Here is a 19,751-nt window from a genome sequence, read left to right on the forward strand (position 1 = left end):
GGCAACTCCGCGTGACGAACCCTGCGACGATACGCCGGGGGAAGCGGTCGCGCCAAGCCGGGCTTTGCTAGAATCGCCGTTTGATTTCCCTGCCCGGAGCCTCCCGATGAGCGAACCGATCCGCCTGACCCAGTACAGCCATGGTGCCGGCTGTGGCTGCAAGATTTCCCCCAAGGTCCTGGAGGTGATCCTCGCCGGCAGCGGTGCGCAGAATCTCGACCCCAGGCTGTGGGTCGGCAACGCCTCGCGCGATGACGCAGCGGTCTATGAAATCGACGCCGAGCGTGGCGTGGTGTCCACCACCGATTTCTTCATGCCGATCGTCGACGATCCCTTCGACTTCGGCCGTATTGCCGCCACCAACGCCATCAGCGACATCTACGCCATGGGCGGCGACCCGCTGATGGCCATCGCCATCCTCGGCTGGCCGGTGAACGTGCTGGCGCCGGAAATCGCCCGCGAGGTGATCGCCGGCGGCCGCAAGGTCTGCGACGAAGCCGGCATTCCGCTTGCCGGCGGGCACTCCATCGACGCCCCCGAGCCGATCTTCGGCCTGGCGGTCACCGGGTTGGTGGAGAAGCGCTTCATGAAGCGCAACGACACCGCCACCGTCGGCTGCAAGCTGTACCTGACCAAGCCGCTGGGCATCGGCATCCTCACCACAGCAGAGAAGAAGGCCAAGCTGCGCGCCGAAGACGTGGGCGTCGCCCGCGACTGGATGTGCACCCTGAACAAGCCCGGCGCGCGCTTCGGCAAGCTCGACGGGGTGAAGGCGATGACCGATGTCACCGGCTTCGGCCTGCTCGGCCACCTGGTGGAAATGGCCGATGGCAGCGGGCTGACCGCGCGCATCCGCTACGACGCCGTGCCGCGCCTGGGCAGCGTCGAGTACTACCTGGAAGCCGGCTGCGTGCCGGGCGGTACCCTGCGCAACTTCGACAGCTACGGCGAGCGCATCGCGCCGCTGCCCGAATTGCACAAGCTGCTGCTGTGTGATCCGCAGACCAGCGGCGGCCTGCTGGTGGCGGTGGAGCCCGCGGGCGAGGCGCAGTTCCTCGCCACGGCCAAGGAACTGGGGATGGACCTGGCGCCCATCGGCGAACTGGTCGAGCGACAGAGTCGCGCGGTCGAGGTGATGTGATGCGCGACAACACCCGCCACTACCGCGAGCTGTTCCTCGGCGACGTGAAGATGATGGACGTGCGCGCCCCGGTCGAATTCCACAAGGGCGCATTCCCCCATGTGACCAACCTGCCGCTGATGAACGACATCGAGCGGCAGAAGGTCGGCACCTGCTACAAGCAGAACGGCCAGCAGGCGGCCATCGCCCTGGGCCACGAGCTGGTCATGGGCAAGCTCAAGGCCGCACGCATCGAGGCCTGGGCGAACTTCGCCAGGGCCAACCCGGAGGGCTACCTGTACTGCTTCCGCGGCGGGCTGCGTTCGCAGATCACCCAGCAGTGGCTCAAGAGCGAGGCCGGCATCGAGTACCCCCGCGTGGTCGGCGGCTACAAGGCGATGCGTGGCTTCCTCTTCGACACCACCCGCGCCGCCGTCGAGGAGTGCCAGTTCGTGCTGGTGGGGGGCCTGACCGGCACCGGCAAGACCGAGGTCATCGCCCAGCTTTCCAACAGCCTGGACCTGGAAGGCCACGCCAACCATCGCGGCTCCGCCTTCGGCCGCCGCGCCACGCCGCAGCCGGCGCAGATCGATTTCGAGAACCGCCTGGCCATCGATATCCTGAAGAAGCGCCATGCCGGCATGGAGCAGTTCGTGCTGGAGGACGAGGGCCGCATCGTCGGCAGTTGCTCGGTGCCGCTGGAGCTGTACCAGGGCATGCAGCACTACCCGCTGGTGTGGCTGGAAGACAGCTTCGAGCAGCGCGTGGAGCGCATCCTCAAGGACTACGTGGTGAACCTGTGCGCCGACCATGTGCAGGTGGTGGGCGAAGAGGGCGGCTTCGACGCCTTTGCCACGTACCTGCGCAAGAGTCTGTCCGGCATCGTCAAGCGCCTGGGCGGGGAGCGCTACCAGCGCCTGGCGGCGATCATGGATGCGGCCCTGGACGAGCAGAAGCGCAGCGGCGCGGTGGATCTGCACCGCGGCTGGATCGAGGGCCTGCTGGGCGAGTACTACGACCCGATGTACGCCTTCCAGCGCGAAAGCAAGGGCGAGCGCGTGGAGTTCCGCGGTACCCAGGACGAGGTGGTGGAGTACCTGCGCTTTCGCGCGGAGCGGTGATCGAGTCCGCCGTGGCGGCGGGCCAATCGCGGACGGAGTCCGCTCCTACCCAAGGTCATGCCGGCGCGTAGGAGCGGACTCCGTCCGCGATGGTTTCCAGCCGGCAGTGGATTCAAGGGGCTTACACGCTCTTGCCGTCGTACTCCTTCACCGTCAGGCCGGCCAGGTCCACTCCCGGCAGGCAGCGCACGTTGATCGCCGCCATCGGCGTGCCGTCCGGTGCGTTGGCGTAGGCCAGCGGCGCGCAGCCGCAGGTGGGGCAGAAGCGGTGTTCGATGCGGTGGGTGTTGAACGTATAGGTGCTCATCGCACTCTCAGGAGTGGTCAGCTTCAGCTTGCCGCGCGGCACGAACCACAGCAGCGAGCCCTTGCGCCGGCAGATCGAGCAGTTGCATGACACGACGTCGCCGACGTCCCCTTCCACTTCGAACGCGATCTGCCCGCAATGGCAGCTGCCCTGGTGCTCCATGACCTTCTCCTTCTCGGGGTGTCCCGTGGGCAAACAGTGTAGTAGTCGCTGAAATGCCATTCGTCCGGTGGCATACTGCCGCGCCGTCGCGCAGGCCTCTGCGCCGCGTTCTAAGCTGGATTTGCCCTTATCACCTGCAGGAGTTTCGTCATGCCGCGTATTCCCCTGATCATCGCCATGCTGCTGGCCGTTGCCGGTTGCTCGGGCAAGACCGTGAACCGCGACAGCTGCGCCAACGAGCTGAACGCCGCCTGGCACGAGCTGGACCTGGCCAAGGCCGAAGGCTTCGCCGGGACCGTCAGCTATTCCAAGGCCCTCGGCCTGCTCACCACGGCCAAGACCCAACAGCAGGTCGAGGCGTACGATGGCTGCGCCGACAAGGCCAGCCGCGCGCGCTTCTACATCAAGGAATCCCGCGCCGGCCGCTGAGCCGCGCAGCGCCGGGCCGCGCAGGCGGCCCGGGTCTTCCCACCGTTCTGTCCGGATCAGCCCATGCAACTCGACTTCACCCAACTGCCCAAGGCCGAGGCCTACCGCTGGCTGGCATCCACCGTCACGCCGCGCCCGATCGCCTGGGTCACCACGCTGTCGGCGGACGGCACCAGCAACCTCGCGCCGTTCAGCTTCTTCCAGGTCGTCAGCGACTCGCCGCCGACCCTGCTGGTCAACACCAGCGTGCGCGAGGACGGCAGCCTCAAGGACACCCTGCACAACGTGCGCGAGACCGGCGAGCTGGTTATCCAGCTGGTCAGCGCTGCCCAGGCCGAGCAGATGAACGCCACCGCCGCCTGGCTGCCCCGCGGCGTCAGCGAGATCGAGCACGCCGGCATCGCCACCCTGCCCAGCGAGCGCGTGGCGCCGCCGCGCGTGGCCGGCGCACCGGTGGCCTTCGAATGCCAGTTGGCGGAAATCATGCCGTACCCGGCGGACAACCCCGCCAGCATGCTGATCTTCGCCCGCGTGCTGCTGGCGCATATCGACGACGCGGTGATGCAGGACGCTCGCCACGTCGACCCGGCAAAGCTGGACCTGGTCGGTCGCCTGGGCGGCACCCAGTACAGCTACACCCGCGACACCTTCAGCATGATCCGCCCGAAGTAATCCCGTCAGTCGAACGCCAGCTCCAGGCCCAGGTGCCAGCGGTTGTCGCCGAAGCGGGCGCGCTCCATGCGTTCGCTGAAGTCGTAGAGTTCCAGCAGCAGCGCCTGGCGGTTGCCGAACGCCAGGGCGTCGCTGTGGATCAGGCCGAGAATGGCATGCACCAGCCGCCGCCCGGTTTCCGCGTCGTGCCAGCAATCGAGCCGCTCGCCGGTGGGCTCGTCGCAGTCCAGCGCACAGACGAAATGGCGGATCGGCGGCAGCTCGCGCCAGCTCAGCAGCGGGTCGATGAGCCGCTGCTCGCGGTACAGCTCCGGCAGCGCCAGGCTCGGCGCCAGGCCATTGAGCGGACGCTGCAGGATCAGTCGATAGCGCGCACCCATCCGTGCACCTCCGGCGAGAGAAGAGGTGCAGGAATCTGCCCGTTGAGAACGTGATGATTCTGTCGGCAGCGTCCTTGGTTGCGCTGGAAACTTCTGATCAGTGTTCTGGATACGACCTCGGCGTATCTCTGCGCAGCATCACCGTGCCATCACCGCCTTGCCCTCTATCCAACCGGCGATCGGCGCTCCTAATGTTCCGCGCAAAAGCAGCGATAACGATCAGGAGACCTTCGAGGATTTCCTGCAACGCCATTGCGGATGGGGGGAGATGCCATGGTTGCCTTCGTGCAGCGTCGTCTGGCCGATATGGGAACGGCGAAGAAACTGGCCATCGGGTTCGGCCTGGTGCTGTTGCTGACCGCCCTGGTGGCGGTGATCGGTGTCACCTCGCTGCGGGCGATTTCCCAGCGCTTCGACCTGCTCGGCGACATGTCGACCATCAACCGCGAGTTGCTGGAGATGCGCCAGAGCGAGAAGGACTTCGTGATCGACGCCAGCGACGCCTCTGCCAAGCGCCTGCGCGAGCACGCCGGCGCGCTCAACGACGCCGTCGCGCGGCTCAAGGCCGAGCCCGACCAGGCCGCGGCGATGGCGCGGGTGGAGCAGGGCGTGGCCGACTACCTCGCCGCCTTCGCCCGCTTCGAGCAATCCAGCAAGAGCCGTCGCCTGTCGCTGGACGCTGCCACCTGGTCGGTGAACGGCGCCTCGAACAGCCTGGACATCCTGCAATCCAGCCTGGCCGATGACGGCGCCTATGAACTCAAGGACTCCCAGGGCCAGAAGGGTGAGGAACTGCTGCAGCAGGCCGCCCAGGTCAGCCAGCTCTACCGCCTGGTGCTGCAGGGCCTGAACGAAGCGCGCTCGCGCCTGGAGGCCGGCAGCGAGGAGAAGGCCGAGGGCGGCCGCATCAAGTCCGCCGCCGAGGCGCTGGAGCTGTCCGCCAAGCTGCAGGAAACCATCACCGACCCGACCTACGTCTCGGTGCTCAAGGACGTCATCACCAACATCAACGCCTTCGTCGAGAAACTCGACGAATACACCGCCAGCCTGCAGCAGGAAAAACAGGTCCACGCGCAGATGAACGAGCGCGCCGCCCAGGTCATGCAGCAGGTCGACGATGCCTATGCCGCCCAGCGTGCGGCGATGCAGGGCCATCTGCGCACCAACACTCTGTCGATCATCGGTTCGGCCGCGCTGGCGCTGCTGGTGGGCGCACTGGCGTCGCTGCTGATCACCTGGATGATCGTGCGCCCGCTGCGCCAGGTGATCGGCATGGCCAGCCGCATCGCCGAAGGCGACCTGAGCGTGAGCATCGAGGTGCAGCGCAAGGACGAAGTGGGCCAGTTGATGGGCGCGGTGGGCAGCATGGCCGACAGCCTGCGCGGCATCGTCAGCCGCCTGCGCGACGGGGTCGGGCAGATCACCGCCTCGGCGCAGGCGCTGTCCAGCGTCACCGAGCGCACCCAGCACGGGGTGAACAGCCAGAAGGCCGAGACCGACCAGGTCGCCACGGCGATGAACCAGATGGCCGCCACCGTCCACGACGTGGCGCGCAACGCCGAGGAGGCCGCCAGCTCCGCCGAGCAGGCCGACGGCAAGGTCGCCAGCGGCCAGGACGTGGTGCGCCAGACCCTCGGCCGGATCGAGCAACTGGCCGACGCGGTGCGCGCGGCCACCGACAGCATCGAGCAGCTCGGCCGCGAGAGCCAGAGCATCGGCAGCGTGCTGGACGTGATCAAGAACGTCGCCGAGCAGACCAACCTGCTGGCGCTCAACGCCGCCATCGAGGCCGCGCGGGCCGGCGAGCAGGGCAGGGGCTTTGCCGTGGTGGCGGACGAGGTGCGCGCGCTGGCGCGCCGTACCCAGCAGTCCACCGCCGAGATCGAGACGCTGATCGCCGCCCTGCAGAGCGGCGCCAGCACCTCGGTGCAGCGCATGCAGCGCAGTCACGCGCTGGTGGAGATGACCGTGGGCGACGCGGTGCAGACCGAGGCCGCGCTCGGCACCATTGCCTCGGCGGTGGCGGTGATCCACCAGATGAACCAGCAGATCGCCGCCGCGTCGGAGCAGCAGAGCGCCGTGGCCGAAGAGATCAGCCGCAGCGTCAGCAGCATCCGGGGCATCGCCGACGAGTCGGCACAGGCCATGGAGTCCACCGCGTCGTCCAGCGTCGAGCTGGCGCAGCTCAGCCGCGAACTACAGGGGCTGGTCGGGCAGTTCCGCCTCTGATGGCGGAGCGTTGACGGCCAGCTTGCGCTTGCCCTGTCTGTGCCAGCGCCGGTAGGCTTTGACCCCGGCGCGCACCGAGCTGAACACCAGCGGCGGTTTCACCTCGCCCAGCGCGCCGGAGCGCCTGAGCATTGCCAGGGTTTCGCCGGTGACCCGCGCCAGGGACAGGTGCACACCCTGGGCGTCGAGCGTCTGCTGCACTTCGCGCAGCGTGGTCAGGCCGCTGATGTCCAGGTTGAGGATGCCCTCGGCATTGAGCAGCACCGCCCGCGCGTTCGGCGCCTGCGCCACCACGTCGAGCAGACGCTGCTTGAAGTAGTCGGCATTGAAGAACAGGATCGGCGCGTCGAAGCGGTAGATCACCAGCCCCGGCAGGGTGCGTGCAGTGGGGTATTGCTCGACTTCCACCTGGCCGTCGATGCCGTGCACCCAGCCCATGACCGCGTCGTGCGGGCGATAGGTGAGGTAGAGCAGGCGCAGCAGGGCGAGCATGATAGCGACGAAGATGCCCGGCAGCACGCCGACGCTGAGCACGCCGACCGTGGTCAGCACGCACAGGCCGAACTCGAACCGGCTCAGGGCCCAGAAGCCGCGCAGCGCGCGGAAGTCGATCAGGCCCCAGCCGGCCATCAGCAGCACCGCGCCCAGCGCCGGCATCGGCACCCAGCCCAGCGGCTTGCTGAACAGCAGCAGGACCAGGCCGATCACCAGCGCAGCCACCACCCCGACCATCTGGCTCTCGCCGCCGACCATGTCGTTCACCGCCGTGCGCGAGTCGGCGCCGCTGATGACGAAGCCCTGGGAAATCCCCGCACCGATGTTGGCCATGCCCAGCGCCATGAACTCGTGGTTGGCGTCGACGCTGTAGCCATGGCGGGCGGCGAAGCTGCGGGCGGTGAGCATGGCACTGCAGAAGCTGACGATGGTAATGCCCATGGCATCGCGGAACAGGCTGCCCAGCTCCTCGACGCTGGTCTTCGGCCAGCTCAGGTGCGGCAGGCCCTGCGGCACTTCGCCGAGCAGCTTGATGCCGTACTGGTCGAGGCTGAACAGCGCGGCGACCAGCGAGGCGAACAGCACGCCCACCAGCGCGCCGGGTATCTTCGGGTAGCGCCGTGGCAGCAGGATCATCAGCGCCAGCGTGCCGATGCCCAGCGCCAGGGTTGGCAGGTGCGTGTCGGCCAGGTTGCGCACCAGGGCGATCAAGCCACGGACGAAGCCGCTGGTCTCGCTGTGGTAGCCGAGGATCTTGCCCAGCTGGCCGGCGATCAGGCTCAGGCCGATGCCGTTGAGATACCCCACCAGCGTCGGCCGCGAGAGGAAGCTGGCAACGAAGCCGGCGCGGGCGAAACCGGCGGCGATGGACAACGCGCCGACCATCACCGCGACGATCATCGACAATTGCAGCAGGCGCTCCGGGTTGCCGGCGGCCAAGGGCGTGATGGCCGCCGCGACCATGGCGGCGGTGGCGGCGTCCGGGCCGACCATCAGTTGCCGGGAGCTGCCGACGATGGCGTAGATCAGCATCGGCAGGATGCAGGCGTAGAGCCCGACCTGGGGCGGGAAGCCGATGATCTGCGAATAGGCGATGGCAGTGGGAATCTGCACCGCGGCCACCGACAGACCGGCCTGGATATCGCGCGGCAGCCAGTCGGAACGGTAATGCAGCAGGCTGTTCAGGCCGGGCAGCCAACGGGCGAGCAACATCGAGGGATCTTCCTTGGAATCGACCAAGGGAAATCCTAGCCGGAAAGACTCAACAGGGCTTGTCGGAAATCATCGAGTTAGAGCAGGGAAGTGGGGAAGGTGCCCTGTGGGAGCGAGCTTGCTCGCGAATGTGCCTCCCGACGGGGGCGGAGCTGGGCCGGTTCGCGAGCAAGCTCGCTCCTACAGGAACTGGGGCCAAGCGTAGGAACGGACTTCGTCCGCGATCCGTCCGCATCGCGCCGGAAGCCATCGCGGACGGAGTCCGCTCCTACGGAAGATGCCGGCAACGGCAGCGATCGTCAGACCTTCAGCACCAGCTTGCCGAAGTTCTCGCCGCTGAACAGCTTGGCCAGGGTTTCGGGGAAGGTTTCCAGGCCTTCGACGATGTCTTCCTTCGACTTCAGCTTGCCTTCGGCGATCCAGGTCGCCATGTCCTTGAAGCCTTCCTGGAAGCGGTGGGCGTAATCCATCACCACCATGCCTTCCATGCGCGCGCGGTTGACCAGCAGCGACAGGTAGTTGGCCGGGCCGCGCACGGCCTCCTTGTTGTTGTACTGGCTGATCGCACCGCAGATCACCACCCGCGCCTTGGGCGCCAGGCGGCCCAGTACCGCGTCGAGGATGTCGCCGCCGACGTTGTCGAAGAACACATTGACGCCCTTAGGGCACTCGCGCTTGAGGCCGGCGGGCACGTCCTCGGCCTTGTAGTCGATGGCGCCATCGAAGCCCAGCTCCTCTACCAGGTAGCGGCACTTGTCGGCGCCGCCGGCGATGCCGACCACGCGGCAGCCCTTGATCTTGGCGATCTGCCCGACCACGCTGCCCACCGCGCCGGCGGCGCCGGAGACCACCACGGTGTCACCGGCCTGGGGCAGGCCGACGTCGAGGAAGCCGAAGTAGGCGGTCATGCCGGTCATGCCCAGCGCGGAGAGGTACAGCGGCAGCGGCGCGCGCTGGCTGTCGACCTTGTAGAAGCCCTTGGGCTCGCCGAGGAAGTAATCCTGCACGCCCAGGGCGCCGTTCACTTCGTCGCCGACCTTGAAGTCCGGGTGTTGCGAGGCGATCACCTTGCCGACGCCCAGCGCGCGCATCACGTCGCCGATGGCCACCGGGGCGATGTAGGACTTGGCGTCGTTCATCCAGCCGCGCATGGCCGGGTCCAGCGACAGGTACAGGTTCTTCACCAGGATCTGCCCCGGGCCGGGCTCGCCGACCGGGGTTTCCACATAGGCGAAGGTGTCGCGGGTGGCGGCGCCGACCGGGCGCTGGGCGAGCTGGAACTGGCGATTGATCTGGGCGGACATGGCAGTGAACTCTGTCAGTGGGAAAGCCTAGGTGATAGTCCGCGCGGGGCGTCGCGGCAAGCTCCGTCCGCCGGAGGAATGTCCGCCCATCGGCGTCAGTGATCCTCCTTCGCCGTAATCATCATCGGCATGGATGCAGCGACGTCGCGCCGCCTGATAGTGCTTCGCGCCCGCAGCGCGCTGGCTAGACTGCCACGGTTATCCCTTTTCCCTTGCCCACGCCTTCGAGGAACACACATGAGTCAGCTGCTTTCCGGCCAGGTTGCCCTGGTCACCGGCGCCGCCAACGGCATCGGCCGCGCCACCGCCCAGGCCTTCGCCCAGCAGGGCGTGAAGGTCGTGGTTTCCGACGTCGATGCCAAGGGCGGCGAAGCCACCGTCGAGCTGATCCGCGCGGCGGGCGGCGAGGCCACCTTCATCCGCTGCGACGTGACCCGCGACGCCGAGGTCAAGGCGCTGGTGGAGGGCACCGTGGCCGCCTACGGTCGCCTGGACTACGCCTTCAACAACGCCGGCATCGAGATCGAGAAGGGCAAGCTGGCCGACGGCGAGGAAAGCGAGTTCGACGCCATCATCGGCGTGAACGTGAAGGGCGTCTGGCTGTGCATGAAGCACCAGATTCCGGTGATGCTGGCGCAAGGCGGTGGCGCCATCGTCAACACCGCCTCGGTTGCCGGCCTGGGCGCCGCGCCGAAGATGAGCATCTACGCCGCCTCCAAGCACGCGGTGATCGGCCTGACCAAGTCCGCCGCCATCGAGTACGCGAAGAAGAAAATCCGCATCAACGCCGTGTGCCCGGCGGTCATCGACACCGACATGTTCCGCCGTGCCTACGAGGCCGACCCGAAGAAGGCCGAGTTCGCCGCCGCCATGCACCCGGTGGGCCGCGTCGGCCGCGTCGAGGAGATCGCCTCCGCCGTGCTCTACCTGTGCAGCGACAACGCCGGCTTCACCACCGGCATCGCCCTGCCGGTGGATGGCGGCGCCACGGCGATCTGATCGAAGGAATAATGGCGCAGGGGGAAGGTAAGCCCTCGTACTAATCCACCTGTAGGAGCGGGCCATGCCCGCGATCGCGCGCATGGCGCGCTCGCTGCTACAGGAAGAACGCAGTTTCCGGCCGCATCCGCGCTGGGCGGTTCGCGAGCAAGGACTAGGCGTCCCCCTCGGACCTACAAAAGGTGGCTCGCTCGCCTCACGATCCCGCCCGGTTCGCTACAGACTTTCGCATTTTGTTACAGGATGACGTGGTTTTGGCCCGCAAGGCCAGTTACAAGCGCCCAAGAGGCCGAAACAATCGGCCCACCCCGGTTGGAGAATAATGACAATGACCAACGGTCCCTTGCTGACGCTCTTCATGCCCATCGCTCTGGGCATCATCATGCTGGGCCTCGGCCTGTCCCTGACCCTCGCCGACTTCGCCCGCGTGGTGCGCTATCCCAAGCCTGTGCTGATCGGCCTGGTCTGCCAGATCATCCTGCTGCCCCTGGCATGCTTCCTCATCACCCTGGGCTTTGCCCTGGAAGCGGCGCTGGCCGTGGGCATGATGCTGCTGGCCGCGTCCCCCGGCGGCACCACCGCCAACCTCTACAGCCACCTGGCCCACGGCGACGTGGCGCTGAACATCACGCTCACCGCGGTGAACTCGGTGATCGCCATCCTCACCATGCCGCTGATCGTCAACCTGTCGCTGCTGTACTTCATGAACGACGGCCAGACCATCCCGCTGCAGTTCGGCAAGGTGGTGCAGGTGTTCATCATCGTCCTCGGCCCCGTGGCCATCGGCATGCTCGTGCGGCGCCTGTTGCCCGCCGTGGCCGCGGTGTTGCAGAAGCCGGTGAAGATTCTTTCCGCGCTGCTGCTGGCGGTGATCATCGGCGTGGCCGTGACCAAGGACTGGCAGACCTTCCTCACCTACGCGCCCATCGTCGGCGCGGCGGCGCTGTGCTTCAACCTGCTGAGCCTGGCCGTGGGCTACTGGGTCCCGCGCCTGCTGAGACTTTCCAAGCCGCAATCGATCGCCATCGGCATGGAGATCGGTATCCACAACGGCACCCTCGCCATCGCCCTGGCGCTCAGCCCGATGTTGCTGAACAACCAGACCATGGCGATCCCCGCGGCCATCTATGGCGTGCTGATGTTCTTCACCGCCGGCCTCTTCGGCTGGTGGGTCAGCCGCGGCGTGGCCAAGACCGCGCCGGAGCAGGCGACGGCCTGACCTTCAGGCCAACCGGCGCAGGCACCGGCACTGCGCTTGATCGCGCTCAGGGGCGCTGCTTTCGCTGAGCATGGAATCCGCCGCCGGGGAATTCGCGGACAAGGTCCGCTCCTACACCGCGCGGTGTTCCACCTGTAGGAGCGGGCCACGCCCGCGATCCGCCGGCCGGGCCGGCGTCCGGCGCCGTTCGGATTTACCTTCGGCAGCGGCGAATACCGCCTGAATGTCGCGGACAAGGTCCGCTCCTACACGGTTAGGTGAATCCACCTGTAGGAGCGGCCACGCCCGCGACCCGCCGGCTGGGCCGGCGTTCAGCGGGGCACGCTCAACCAGCGCGGCGCCAGTTGAGCACCAGTTGGGTCAGCAGGCCGGCTACCAGGCCCCAGAAGGCCGAGCCCACGGAGAACAAGGTAAAGCCCGAGGCGGTGACGAGGAAGGTGACCATCGCCGCTTCGCGCTGGCGCGCGTCGGCCATGGCGTTGGTCAGGCCGTTGGTGATCGAGCCGAGCAGCGCCAGCGCGGCGATGGACAGCACCAGCGCCTTGGGCAACGCGGCGAACAGTGCCGCGAGCGTGGCGCCGAAGATGCCGGCGATGCCGTAGAACAGCCCGCACCAGAGCGCGGCGGTGTAGCGCTTGTGCGGGTTTTCATGGGCTTCCGGGCCGGTGCAGATAGCCGCGCTGATGGCCGCCAGGTTGATGCCGTGGGAGCCGAACGGCGCCAGCAGCAGCGAGGCGATGCCGGTGGTGGAGATCAGCGGCGAGGCGGGCACCTGGTAGCCGTCGGCGCGCAGCACGGCGAGGCCGGGCATGTTCTGCGAAGCCATGGCGACGATGAACAGCGGGATGGCGATGCTGATGGTGGCGGCCAGGGAGAAGCTCGGCGTGGTCCACACCGGGCGGGCGATTTCCAGCTGGAAGTGGCTGAAGTTGAGCAGGCCGAGGACGCCGGCCAGGGCAACGCCCACCAGCAGCGCGGCGAATACCGCGTAGCGCGGCGACAGGCGCTTGGCGACGAGGTAGCTGACGAACATGGCCACCACCAGCGCCGTCTGCTGCTGCGCGGCGTTGCAGATCTCGATGCAGATCCGGAACAGCACGCCGGCCAGCAGCGCCGAGGCCAGCGCGCCGGGTACCTGGCGCATCAGGCGGTCGAAGCTGCCGGTGAGGCCGCAGAGGGTGATCAGGCCCGCGCAGACGATGAACGCGCCGATGGCTTCGCCGTAGGGCACGCCGGGCAGGCTGCTGATCAGCAGCGCCGCGCCGGGGGTGGACCAGGCGATGACGATGGGCGTGCGGTAGCGCAGGGTCAGGCCGATGGTGGTCAGGGCCATGCCGATGGACAGCGCCCAGATCCACGAGGAAATCTGCGCGGTGGAAAGCCCGGCTGCCTGGCCGGCCTGGAACATCAGCACCAGCGAGCTGGTGTAGCCGGTGAGCATGGCGACGAACCCGGCGACGATGGCGGCGGGGGAGGAGTCGGCCAGCGGGCGCAGCGGCGCGGTGGCGGGAGTGGTGTCAGTCATGCACGTATTTCCATCAGGTGCGGGTGAACAGAGGGTAGAGCGAAGCGACCAGCAGCGCCGCCATGCCGACGTTGAACAGGCGCAGCCGCAGCGGGTCTTCCAGCCAGCGCCGCAGCAGGCTGCCGAGCACCGTCCAGACGCCCACACTGGGCAGGTTGACCACGGCGAACAGGGTGGCGATCAGCACCACGTTGCCGATCCAGCTGTTGGCCGGCAGGTAGGTGGCGATGGCGCCCACGGCCATCACCCAGGCCTTGGGGTTGACCCACTGGAAGGCGGCGGCCTGGAGGAAGGTCATGGGCCTGGCGCTGTTTTCGCCCCTCGCCTCGGGGGCGCCGGAGCGGGCGATCTTCCAGGCCAGGTACAGCAGATACGCGCCGCCAGCGTAGCGCAGCGCGATGTAGGTGGCCGGCACGCGCTCGAACAACTGATGCAGGCCCAGGCCCACGGCGACCACCAGCAGCAGGAAGCCGATGCTGATGCCGAGCATGTGGGGCAGGGTGCGGCGCACGCCGAAGTTCACGCCCGAGGCCAGCAGCATCATGTTATTGGGGCCGGGGGTGATGGAGGTGACGAAGGCGAACAGCACGAAGGCGCCGAGGAGTTCGAGGGGCATGGCGGGGTACCGGTCTTGTTTTGGGGGACTACTTTTTCTGGAGCTTTGTGCCAGGGTTTTCCCTCTCCCTAACCCTCTCCCTGAAGGGAGAGGGGACCGTGCGGTGCAGGCTGAAGCCAAAGCGTCAGTCGGCACGGAAGCGCCCTCTCCCTTCAGGGAGAGGGCGGGGGGAGAGGGGCACCCCAGGCAGAGTCTTAAGTAGGACCAGCCTAATCCCCCAGCTTCCGGCCTGTCCCATAACAGCCAGTCGCCGAACGGCCCGTACAGTGCGAGCGACAGTGGCATGCGCGGCAGTGCGCCGGTATGGTGCGTGGAAGCCGTACAACTGATGGAAGATCGCCACCATGGACCAGAACCCCTATGCCGCTCCCAAGGTCGAGCTGGTGGATCAGAGCGTTCCCGGCGCGTTCCTCGGCGGGCGTTGGCGTGCGGGCCAGCTGCGCCTGCTCGCCTGGCTGAGCCTGGCGCTGCTGCTGTGCAACCTGGTGCTGTTCGCCCTGTCCTTCGCGACCGCCCTGCAGGCGTCCGGCACGTGGCAACGCTACGAACTCTGGGTCGGGGTGCTCAGCACGGTGCTCGGCTGCTTCCTGCTCTGGCGCACCCGGCGCTTTCTCGAAGACCGCTTCAATGCCCGTGGGCTGGCCTGGCCGGTTGGCCTGTCGATTGCCGTCGCGCTGGTGATGCAGGTGTACAGCCTGATCTTCGACGAGCAGCTGAGCGGCGAATTCAACGGCGCGCTGATGGGCTTCATGGGGCTGTTCGTGCCCACTGGCGTTGTCACCCTGTGGTACGGCATCCGTCTGCTGAAGATCGAGTTGCCGTACCCGTCGGTGAAGGTCATGGGCTGGCTGGAAGTGGCCTCCGGCGTGTGCCTGATCAGCGTCGTGCTGTTCCTGCCCGGCACCGCCCTGGCGATGGCCAGCCTCCTGCCGCTGGCGTTGATGTTCCTGCGCGCGGCGCGCGAGCTGGACGACTCCGCCCGCTAGCCCTCGTCCTGCGAGTGGGCGATGGCCTGATTGACGGCCAACCAGCCGCGCACCGCGTCTTCCCCGGCCTCGTCGAAGGCGCGTTGCAGCAGGCGGCCCTGCTCCTGGCGCAGGGCCTTTTCCAGCTTGCCGCCTTCGGCTGTCAGCTCCAGCAGGCGCCGACGCTTGTCGTTGTCGCAGGCTTCGCTGCGGATCAGGTCACGCTCGAGCAACTGGCGCAGCGGCACGTTCAGCGCCTGCTTGGTCACGCCCAGCGCGGCCAGCAACTGGCTGACGGAGAGCCCCGGGTTGCGCGCGATGAAGAACAGGATGCGGTGGTGCACGCGGCTCAGGCCGCGGCGTGCCAGCATTTCGTCGGGTTTCGCGGTAAAGGCCCGGTAGCTGTAGAAGAAGGCTTCCATGGCCTGGAGTTGCAGGGTTGTTTTTGTTAGGTCAGGCATATTGACGTATCCGTCTCGGGCGTCGTAGCTTCGGTCAAGCAGTTTGACTCATTCTTCCGTGCTCCCGCTACCGGTGACCCCATGGCCTTCTCCGAACGCATCGCCCGACTGAAAAGCTCTCTGATCCGTGAAATCCTCGCCGCGGCGCAGCGCCCGGAGGTGATGTCCTTCGCCGGCGGCCTGCCGGCCGAGCCGATGCTGCCGAAGGTGAACTGGGACGCCATGCCGGCGAGCATGGGCCAGTACGGCATGAGCGAAGGGGAGCCGGCGCTGCGCGAGGCCATCGCCGCCGAGGCACGCGCGCTGGGCGTACCTTGCGAGGCGAGCCAGGTGCTGATCGTCAGTGGCTCGCAGCAGACGCTGGACCTGGCCAGCAAGCTGTTCATCGATCCGGGCACCGAGGTGCTGCTCGAAGCGCCGACCTATCTCGCCGCGCTGCAGGCCTTCCAGTTGTTCGGGGCGAACTGCCTGACCGTGCCGCTGGGCGCCGAGGGGCCGGACGTTGCCGCGTTGCGCCAGCGCCTGGAGACCAGCAAGCCGGCCTTCGCCTACCTCATCCCGACTTTCCAGAACCCGTCCGGCGTGCGCTACAGCGAACAGCGCCGCGATGAAGTGGCCGCGGTGCTCGATGAGTTCGGCGTGACCCTGATCGAGGACGAACCCTACCGCGAGCTGGTGTTCGACGCGGGCGCCGCGACGCCGCTGGTCAGCCGCCTGAAACAGTCCAGCTGGATCTACACTGGCACCGTGTCCAAGACGCTGTTGCCAGGCCTGCGCGTGGGCTTCCTGATCGCCACGCCGGACCTGTTCCCGCACTTGCTGCGCCTGAAGCAGTCCGCCGACCTGCACACCAACCGCGTCGGCCAGTGGCAGGCGCTGCAGTGGTTCGGCACCGAAGCCTACCGTGGCCACCTGGCCGAACTGCGCGACTTCTATCGCCTGCGCCGTGACGCCATGCAGGCGCAGTTGCAGGAACATTTCGCCGACCTGGCGGAGTGGAACGTGCCCCAGGGCGGGCTGTTCTTCTGGCTCAAGCTCAAGCAGCCGCTGGATACCCGCACGCTGCTGGACGCCGCGCTGGCGCAGAACGTGGCGTTCATGCCCGGCGAGCCGTTCTTCGTCGAGCCGGATGCCAACCCCGGCTATTTGCGGCTTAACTTCAGCCACGTGGCGCCCGAGCGCGCCGGCGAAGGCTTGCGTCGCCTGGCCGCGGTGATCCGCGACGCCCAGGCTCAATGAGGAGATGAGCATGTACACCGTTTATGGCGATCGGCAGTCCGGCAACTGCTACAAGGTCAAGCTGACCCTGCACCTGCTCGGCTTGCCGTACCAGTGGCGCGACGTCGACATCCTCAAGGGCGAGACGCAGACCGCTGAGTTCCTGGCGATGAACCCCAACGGCAAGGTGCCGGTGCTGCAACTGGAAGACGGCACCTGCCTGTGGGAGTCCAACGCCATCCTCAACTTCCTCGCCGATGGCAGCGAGCTGCTGCCCCGCGAGCCGCGCCTGCGCACCCAGGTGCTGCAGTGGCAGTTCTTCGAGCAGTACAGCCATGAGCCCTACGTGGCGGTAGCGCGCTTCATCGAGTTCTACCTGGGCCTGCCGGAGGAGCGCCGCGAGGAGTACGCGCGCTGCCACAAGGGCGGCTACAAGGCGCTGAAGGTGATGGAGAAACAGCTGGAGCAGACGCCTTATCTGGTGGGGGATACCTACTCCATCGCTGACATCACCCTGTACGCCTACACCCACGTGGCGCACCAGGGCGGCTTCGACCTGTCGAACTTCCCGGCGATCAATGACTGGCTGGCGCGGGTGGCGGACCATCCGCGGCATGTGGGGATGCAGGACTGATCCTCAAACCCCGCCCCTGAAAACGCCGCTTCCCCGGAAGCGGCGTTTTTTATTGGGCTGCCGGGGGCGTAGGAGCAACTGTCTTTATCTGAAGCCTCGTGCTGGCGATTTTCCCCTCTCCCTAACCCTCTCCCTGAAGGGAGAGGGGATATCCGTGCCGAGCGATCTTCCGTGTCTGCCGATGAGCTCGGTGATGACCGCGCATGCCGAACGGCGCCCTCTCTCTTCAGGGAGAGGGAGAGGGCTGGGCCCGGCGCAGGGCTATCGCGGGAGGAGCGGACGCTGTCCGCAATGGGACCGGCCAGCTCGGAGCCGTCGGCAAGCGATCGCGGAGGAAGTCCGCTCCTACGCACAGTTTCTCCAGGCGAGTGGTGAAAACCGGCAAATTGCTATCAGATAGATCCGAAAAACCCCTCTAAATTGCGGATTTCGGCGCTATGGGGTTGACCGGCATCATGGCGGCGTTTTGCCGCCCTCCCTACCCTTGATCGCGCTGCCATGCGGGATGTACCGATGTGGCCGGACGCGAGCGGCAGGCAGTGTCGTCGTCCGGCATGGGGAGGGAAAGATGGCCTATCTGGTCTGGCAGGCGGATCTCGATACCGGGATCGGAGTGATCGACGCACAGCACAAGCGCATCGTCGAAATGATCAACCAACTGCACGAGGCCCAGGCCCAGCACGACCGAGCCATGCTCGGCGGGGTGATCGAGGAACTGGTGGACTACACGATCTCCCATTTCGCCTTCGAGGAAACCCTGCTGGAGGACTCCGGCTACCAGTTCACCCGCGCGCACAAGAAGGTCCACGAACTGTTCATCAAGCGCGTTTCCGACTACCACCTGCGCTTCGACGCTGGCGAGGACGTTGCCGAGGAGCTCAAGGGCCTGCTCGGCCGCTGGCTGTTCAACCATATCCGCAACGACGACGCCAACTACGTCGACGCGGTGAAGGCGACCATGCACGAGCTGACCCGCGACCAGAGCCATGGCGGCTGGCTGTCGCGCTCGATGAAGCGATTCTTCGGCTGAATCTTCAGCCACTTCGGCGGTGAATGCCGGCGCGAATCCGCCTTGGCTGACTATGCTCTGTGCACAACGACAAGCAATGCCAGGGGGTATTCGCGCATGAAGACGCTGTTGAAGTCACTGCTGCTGCTTTCATTCCTTTCGTCCTTCCCGTTGTTCGCCGCCCAGTCGAGCACCACCGCCCAGACGGATGACCAGCGCGCCAAGGCGCTGCTGGCCAAGGCGGTGGCCGCCTACAAGCAGGACGGTGACAAGGCGTTCGCCGCGTTCAGCCGGCAGGGCGAGTTCGTCGATGGCGACCTGTACGTCTTCGTGGTGGACAGCAAGGGCACCATGCTCGCCAGCGGCGGGCCGTCGGTAGTGCTGATCGACCGCGATGTCTCGTCCACCCTCGATCCCTCGCTCAAGGAACAGTTCGCCAAGGCGCTGAAGTCGCCGGAAACCGGCAAGGTGCAACAGGCCGACTACCGCTGGAAGAACTGGGCGGACGGCAAGGTCGAGCGCAAGCACGTGTACTACCAGCGCGTCGGCGAGCGCTTCCTCGCGGTGGGCTACTACATCCCGCGCGCCTCGGCGCAGCAGGCGGCGGCGATGCTGGACAAGGCGGTGAAAGCCGTCGAGGCCGATCCGCAAGGCACCTTCAAGAAGATCAATGCGCTGGACAAGTCCTTCATCGAGGACGACCTCTACGTCTTCGTGGTGGACCTGGATACGTCCAGGTTCGTCGCCCACGGCTTCAATACGCGGATGGTCGGCACCGATTTCGAATCGCTGAAGGACCCGGGCGGCAACCCGGTGGGCCACGCCATGCTGGAGCTGGCCAAGTCCAAGGGGGAGGCCGAGTTCGACTACCAGTGGCGCAACCCGGTGACCAGCAAGGTGGAAAACAAGCACGCCTTCCTGCGCAAGGCCGGACACTATCTGGTCGCGGTGGGCTACTACACCCGCTGAGCCCTGTGCCGCAGGCAGAAAAAAACCGGCCCTTGGGGCCGGTTTTTTCATGGCGGCGGTTCGCTTCAGTGGATCAGGCTGAGGAACTCGCTGCGGGTGGCGGCGTTCTCGCGGAACTCGCCGAGCATCACCGAGGTGACCATGGAGGAGTTCTGCTTCTCCACGCCGCGCATCATCATGCACATGTGCTTGGCCTCGATCACCACAGCCACGCCCAGCGCGCCGGTGACCTGCTGCACGGCCTCGGCGATCTGCCGCGACATGTTTTCCTGGATCTGCAGGCGGCGGGCGTACATGTCGACGATGCGCGCGACCTTGGACAGGCCCAGCACCTTGCCGTTGGGGATGTAGGCGACGTGGGCCTTGCCGATGAAGGGCAGCAGGTGGTGTTCGCACAGCGAGTAGAGCTCGATGTCCTTGACCAGCACCATTTCGCTGTTGTCGGAGCTGAACAGGGCGCCGTTGACGATCTCCTCCAGCGTCTGCTGGTAGCCGCGGCAGAGGTACTGCATGGCTTTGGCGGCACGCTTGGGCGTATCCAGCAGACCTTCGCGGGTGACGTCCTCACCGAGCTGGCTGAGGATCGCGGAGTAGTTTTGTTCCAGGGACATGATCTACCTGTGGCAATGACAAAAATAAGAACCGTGGCGCAGGGTAGGGCGCGCGGTCCCCTCTGGCAAGCGCCTGCTGCCGGCTGGCGCGTTA

The 19,751-nt window shown here is 66.7% G+C and carries 20 protein-coding genes and 1 pseudogene; 13 read left to right on the forward strand and 8 right to left on the reverse strand.

Annotated features, from left to right (window positions below):
- The first annotated feature begins 106 nt into the window (after positions 1-106).
- Together selD and mnmH are read left to right on the forward strand one after the other, a co-directional pair.
- On the forward strand, positions 107-1,141 hold the full coding sequence (gene selD / locus ACNFIA_RS20035) for a selenide, water dikinase SelD (protein ID WP_416788072.1): 1,035 nt from the start codon (positions 107-109) through the stop codon (positions 1,139-1,141).
- Positions 1,141-2,241, forward strand: a complete 1,101-nt coding sequence (mnmH, locus tag ACNFIA_RS20040; protein WP_259754054.1) for a tRNA 2-selenouridine(34) synthase MnmH — start codon at positions 1,141-1,143, stop codon at positions 2,239-2,241. The genes selD and mnmH overlap by 1 nt, the downstream gene beginning before the upstream one ends.
- A gap of 121 nt (positions 2,242-2,362) precedes the next feature.
- On the opposite strand, the gene ACNFIA_RS20045 is transcribed toward mnmH, so the two are convergent.
- A complete protein-coding gene (locus ACNFIA_RS20045) occupies positions 2,363-2,710 on the reverse strand; it encodes a GFA family protein (protein ID WP_416788075.1) in 348 nt (115 codons plus the stop codon).
- A 150-nt stretch (positions 2,711-2,860) separates the two neighbouring features.
- On the opposite strand from ACNFIA_RS20045, the gene ACNFIA_RS20050 reads away from it, so the two are divergent.
- Together ACNFIA_RS20050 and ACNFIA_RS20055 are read left to right on the forward strand one after the other, a co-directional pair.
- Entirely contained in the window at positions 2,861-3,139 is a 279-nt protein-coding gene (locus tag ACNFIA_RS20050) for a hypothetical protein (RefSeq protein ID WP_259754058.1), read from the forward strand.
- A 63-nt stretch (positions 3,140-3,202) separates the two neighbouring features.
- On the forward strand, positions 3,203-3,811 hold the full coding sequence (locus ACNFIA_RS20055; RefSeq protein ID WP_259754059.1) for a flavin reductase family protein: 609 nt from the start codon (positions 3,203-3,205) through the stop codon (positions 3,809-3,811).
- A gap of 5 nt (positions 3,812-3,816) precedes the next feature.
- On the opposite strand, the gene ACNFIA_RS20060 is transcribed toward ACNFIA_RS20055, so the two are convergent.
- Positions 3,817-4,191 (reverse strand): hypothetical protein, encoded by a 375-nt coding sequence (locus ACNFIA_RS20060; protein ID WP_416788077.1) that lies wholly within the window; start codon positions 4,189-4,191, stop codon positions 3,817-3,819.
- Positions 4,192-5,430: 1,239 nt separating this feature from the next.
- On the opposite strand from ACNFIA_RS20060, the pseudogene ACNFIA_RS20065 reads away from it, so the two are divergent.
- Both ACNFIA_RS20065 and ACNFIA_RS20070 read left to right on the forward strand, forming a co-directional pair.
- A pseudogene (locus ACNFIA_RS20065) lies at positions 5,431-5,562 on the forward strand (HAMP domain-containing protein); the annotation flags it as partial.
- Positions 5,557-6,420 (forward strand): methyl-accepting chemotaxis protein, encoded by an 864-nt coding sequence (locus ACNFIA_RS20070; RefSeq protein WP_416788374.1) that lies wholly within the window; start codon positions 5,557-5,559, stop codon positions 6,418-6,420. The pseudogene ACNFIA_RS20065 and the gene ACNFIA_RS20070, both read left to right, overlap by 6 nt.
- Here ACNFIA_RS20070 and ACNFIA_RS20075 read toward each other — a convergent pair.
- Both ACNFIA_RS20075 and ACNFIA_RS20080 read right to left on the reverse strand, forming a co-directional pair.
- The gene (locus ACNFIA_RS20075; protein WP_416788080.1) at positions 6,388-8,127 is read right to left on the reverse strand and encodes a SulP family inorganic anion transporter; all 1,740 of its coding nucleotides are present in this window, start codon (positions 8,125-8,127) and stop codon (positions 6,388-6,390) included. The two genes, ACNFIA_RS20070 and ACNFIA_RS20075, sit on opposite strands and share 33 nt — an antisense overlap.
- Positions 8,128-8,426: 299 nt before the next feature.
- Positions 8,427-9,431, reverse strand: coding sequence for an NADP-dependent oxidoreductase (locus tag ACNFIA_RS20080; protein ID WP_259754065.1), 1,005 nt, complete (start codon positions 9,429-9,431; stop codon positions 8,427-8,429).
- Positions 9,432-9,668: 237 nt separating this feature from the next.
- Between ACNFIA_RS20080 and ACNFIA_RS20085 the strand changes: the two genes are divergently transcribed.
- The gene (locus tag ACNFIA_RS20085; RefSeq protein ID WP_259754066.1) at positions 9,669-10,430 is read left to right on the forward strand and encodes an SDR family oxidoreductase; all 762 of its coding nucleotides are present in this window, start codon (positions 9,669-9,671) and stop codon (positions 10,428-10,430) included.
- Between the two features lie 328 nt (positions 10,431-10,758).
- Entirely contained in the window at positions 10,759-11,649 is an 891-nt protein-coding gene (locus ACNFIA_RS20090; protein ID WP_416788082.1) for a bile acid:sodium symporter family protein, read from the forward strand.
- A 325-nt stretch (positions 11,650-11,974) separates the two neighbouring features.
- Here ACNFIA_RS20090 and ACNFIA_RS20095 read toward each other — a convergent pair whose 3' ends face one another.
- Together ACNFIA_RS20095 and ACNFIA_RS20100 are read right to left on the reverse strand one after the other, a co-directional pair.
- Positions 11,975-13,174 (reverse strand): benzoate/H(+) symporter BenE family transporter, encoded by a 1,200-nt coding sequence (locus ACNFIA_RS20095; RefSeq protein ID WP_416788084.1) that lies wholly within the window; start codon positions 13,172-13,174, stop codon positions 11,975-11,977.
- Between the two features lie 13 nt (positions 13,175-13,187).
- Complete coding sequence (locus ACNFIA_RS20100) at positions 13,188-13,790, reverse strand: LysE family translocator (protein ID WP_416788086.1); 603 nt, start codon at positions 13,788-13,790, stop codon at positions 13,188-13,190.
- A 344-nt stretch (positions 13,791-14,134) separates the two neighbouring features.
- Here ACNFIA_RS20100 and ACNFIA_RS20105 point away from each other — a divergent pair, with 344 nt between their 5' ends.
- The gene (locus ACNFIA_RS20105; RefSeq protein ID WP_416788088.1) at positions 14,135-14,776 is read left to right on the forward strand and encodes a hypothetical protein; all 642 of its coding nucleotides are present in this window, start codon (positions 14,135-14,137) and stop codon (positions 14,774-14,776) included.
- On the opposite strand, the gene ACNFIA_RS20110 is transcribed toward ACNFIA_RS20105, so the two are convergent.
- A complete protein-coding gene (locus ACNFIA_RS20110; protein ID WP_416788090.1) occupies positions 14,773-15,216 on the reverse strand; it encodes a MarR family winged helix-turn-helix transcriptional regulator in 444 nt (147 codons plus the stop codon). The genes ACNFIA_RS20105 and ACNFIA_RS20110 overlap by 4 nt on opposite strands.
- An 81-nt stretch (positions 15,217-15,297) precedes the next feature.
- Between ACNFIA_RS20110 and ACNFIA_RS20115 the strand changes: the two genes are divergently transcribed.
- The 4 genes from ACNFIA_RS20115 to ACNFIA_RS20130 all read left to right on the forward strand — a co-directional run bounded on the left by ACNFIA_RS20115 (position 15,298) and on the right by ACNFIA_RS20130 (position 19,046).
- Complete coding sequence (locus ACNFIA_RS20115; protein ID WP_259754074.1) at positions 15,298-16,455, forward strand: PLP-dependent aminotransferase family protein; 1,158 nt, start codon at positions 15,298-15,300, stop codon at positions 16,453-16,455.
- 10 nt (positions 16,456-16,465) lie between these two features.
- Complete coding sequence (locus ACNFIA_RS20120; protein WP_416788092.1) at positions 16,466-17,068, forward strand: glutathione S-transferase family protein; 603 nt, start codon at positions 16,466-16,468, stop codon at positions 17,066-17,068.
- Positions 17,069-17,636: 568 nt separating this feature from the next.
- Entirely contained in the window at positions 17,637-18,098 is a 462-nt protein-coding gene (locus ACNFIA_RS20125; protein WP_259754077.1) for a bacteriohemerythrin, read from the forward strand.
- A gap of 96 nt (positions 18,099-18,194) precedes the next feature.
- Positions 18,195-19,046, forward strand: coding sequence for a cache domain-containing protein (locus ACNFIA_RS20130; RefSeq protein ID WP_416788094.1), 852 nt, complete (start codon positions 18,195-18,197; stop codon positions 19,044-19,046).
- A gap of 65 nt (positions 19,047-19,111) precedes the next feature.
- On the opposite strand, the gene folE is transcribed toward ACNFIA_RS20130, so the two are convergent.
- A complete protein-coding gene (gene folE, locus ACNFIA_RS20135; protein ID WP_259754081.1) occupies positions 19,112-19,657 on the reverse strand; it encodes a GTP cyclohydrolase I FolE in 546 nt (181 codons plus the stop codon).
- Positions 19,658-19,751 lie beyond the last annotated feature (94 nt).

Source organism: Pseudomonas sp. NY15437 (assembly GCF_048068435.1).
Lineage (GTDB): Bacteria > Pseudomonadota > Gammaproteobacteria > Pseudomonadales > Pseudomonadaceae > Pseudomonas > Pseudomonas nitroreducens_B.